The following is a 2,087-nucleotide window of genomic DNA, read 5'->3' as shown; positions in this document are numbered from 1 at the left end:
CGTCGCGGACGTGGGCGTTCGTGCCCACCTCTTGCGGACGTGGGCGTTCGTGCCCACCCGTTCCGCCGAACGGCACGCTCCCGCGAACGCGGGCGGCGGAACGGATGGGCCCCGTGGCTACTTCTCGGTGACGCCCGCCGAGTCGAACGTGGCGACCTCGTGCATCGCGCGGGCCGCGCTCTGCACGACCGGCAGGGCGAGCAGCGCGCCCGTGCCCTCGCCGAGGCGGAGGTCGAGGTCGACCAGGGGACGCAGGCCCAGCTTGTTCAGGGCCGCCACATGGCCGGGCTCCGCGCTGCGGTGGCCCGCGATGCAGGCCGCGAGGACCTCGGGGGCGATGGCGCGGGCCACCAGGGCGGCGGCGCCCGCGCTGACGCCGTCCAGGATCACCGGCGTCCGCAGGGACGCACCCCCCAGGAGCAGGCCCACCATGGCCGCGTGCTCCAGGCCGCCGATGGCGGACAGGACGCCGATCGGGTCCGCGGGGTCGCACTGGTGCAGGTCGAGTGCGCGGCGGACGACCTCGACCTTGCGGGTGTGCATCTCGTCGTTGATGCCGGTGCCGCGGCCGGTGACCTCGGCCGGGTCGGTGTCGGTGTAGACGGAGATGAGGGCCGCGGACGCCGTCGTGTTCGCGATGCCCATCTCACCCGTCAGCAGCGCCTTGTTGCCCGCCGCGACGAGGTCGCGGGCGGTCTCGATGCCGACCTCGATGGCCGCCTTGACCTCTTCGCGGGTCAGGGCGGGGCCCGTGGTCATGTCGGCGGTGCCCGCGCGCACCTTGCGGGGCAGCAGGCCCGGCGTGGCGGGGAGCTCGCTCGCCACGCCCACGTCGATGACGCAGACCTCGGCGCCCACCTGGTTGGCGAAGGCGTTGCAGACCGCGCCGCCGCCGAGGAAGTTGGCGACCATCTGCGCGGTCACCTCCTGGGGCCAGGCGGTGACGCCCTGGGCGTGCACGCCGTGGTCGCCCGCGAAGATCGCGACGGCCGCGGGCTCCGGGATGGGCGGCGGGCACATCCGGGAGAGGCCGGAGAGCTGGGCGGAGATGATCTCCAGCATGCCGAGGGCGCCCGGCGGCTTCGTCATCCGCTTCTGGCGTTCCCATGCCTCGCCGAGCGCCTTGGCGTCCAGCGGGCGGATGTTGGCGACCGTCTCGGCGAGCAGGTCGTGCGGGTCCTCGCCGGGCAGGGCGCGGCGGCCGTACGTCTCCTCGTGGACGACCCAGGAGAGCGGGCGGCGCTTGGACCAGCCCGCCTGCATCAGCTCGGGCTCGTCGGGGAACTCGTCCACATATCCCACGCAGAGGTAGGCGACGACTTCGAGGTGCTCGGGCAGGCCGAGGGCGCGGACCATCTCGCGCTCGTCGAAGAAGCTGACCCAGCCGACGCCGAGGCCCTCGGCGCGGGCGGCGAGCCAGAGGTTCTCGACGGCGAGCGCCGAGGAGTACGGGGCCATCTGCGGCTGGGTGTGCCGGCCGAGGGTGTGGCGGCCGCCGCGGGTGGGGTCGGCGGTGACGACGATGTTCACCGGGGTGTCGAGGATGGCCTCGATCTTCAGTTCCTTGAACTGCTTCGCGCGGCCCTTGGGCAGGGACTTGGCGTACGCGTCGCGCTGGCGCACGGCCAGTTCGTGCATCGAGCGCCGGGTGTCGGCGGACTTGATGACGACGAAGTCCCAGGGCTGGGAGTGGCCGACCGACGGCGCGGTGTGCGCGGCCTCAAGGACGCGGAGCAGCACCTCGTGCGGGATGGGGTCGGCGCGGAAGCCGTTGCGGATGTCGCGGCGCTCGCGCATGACGCGCAGGACGGCCTCGCGCTCGGCGTCGTCGTAGCCCGGCGCGGCGGGGCCGGGGGACGGCACGGGCTCGGCGGCTTCCTCCTCGGCCGCCTCGATGACGAGGGCCTCGGGGCCCTGGGCCCCCCCCCCCCCCCCCCCCCCGCCCCCGCCCGCGGCGGGCGGGAACCCGGCCGCGGCCACGACGGCGGTCGCCGGTTCCGGGGCGGGCCCGGCGGCTTCGGCTGCCGCCCCGGCGGCGCTCTGCGGCGCCTCGGCCGCGGGCCCGGCTCCGTCGCGCGGGCCCGGCA

1 protein-coding gene is annotated in these 2,087 nt (G+C 75.4%); it reads right to left on the bottom strand.

Features of this window, described 5'->3' with window-relative positions:
- Window positions 1-117: 117 nt before the first annotated feature.
- On the bottom strand, window positions 118-2,087 hold a 1,970-nt coding region (gene cobT / locus AB8Z36_RS38775; RefSeq protein ID WP_369218060.1), incomplete at its 5' end, for a nicotinate-nucleotide--dimethylbenzimidazole phosphoribosyltransferase.

Origin of the sequence: Streptomyces flavofungini (assembly GCF_041028215.1) — a bacterium.
Lineage (GTDB): Bacteria > Actinomycetota > Actinomycetes > Streptomycetales > Streptomycetaceae > Streptomyces > Streptomyces flavofungini_B.
This window is presented reverse-complemented; position numbering and strand designations above follow the sequence as displayed.